Source organism: Brevibacillus sp. HB2.2 (assembly GCF_013284275.1).
GTDB lineage: Bacteria > Bacillota > Bacilli > Brevibacillales > Brevibacillaceae > Brevibacillus > Brevibacillus brevis_D.
This window is the reverse complement of the sequence record NZ_JABSUV010000113.1, coordinates 1-543: the sequence shown is the minus strand read 5'-3', so window position 1 is coordinate 543 and position 543 is coordinate 1. Positions and strand designations below refer to the sequence as shown.

Below are 543 nucleotides of genomic sequence, written 5' to 3'. Positions count from 1 at the left end.
ACACCTGAATGGAAAGGGAAGGTAGAGCTTGCAATCCAAAAGGTAAAGGAAAGGCTGCCGTATTTAGCCAACTTTTCTTACAGTACGCTTGAGATTTTAGAAAAAAATGATGGAACGAATCGTATAACCATCATCTTGCAAACGTCCAAGGAGAAGAAGAAGCCGTCTTTTGAATTCAGTTTGGATAAACAAGGGAATCCCAATACTTTTCGCTACAACGAGGAATTTCCCGAAGAAGGCAGACCGAAGATTGAGCATGACAAGGTAGTCAGCAAAGCAACAGATTTTATGAAGCAATGGTACGGAGCAGATATGGGTGGCTTCAAATATAACCCTAATTATTCGGATCAAAATGAAGCTTTGTTTACGAAACAGGTAAACGGTCTTCCATATTTGAATGTGAATGTTAATCTAACCGTAAACAGCAAGGGGGAAGTTATATCAAAAGGGGAAGGCTTATACGGGCTCGGGGGCGATGATGCACCAGCCCTCGAAGATTTGAAGTTTGCTGATCCTAAGGAAGCCATATCCAAGGATCAGGCG

At 42.2% G+C, this 543-nt stretch carries 1 protein-coding gene; it reads left to right on the top strand.

Features of this window, described 5'->3' with window-relative positions; translation table 11 throughout:
• Positions 1-543: YcdB/YcdC domain-containing protein (locus tag HP401_RS29545; protein ID WP_375140447.1), on the top strand; the 543-nt coding region annotated here is incomplete at both ends.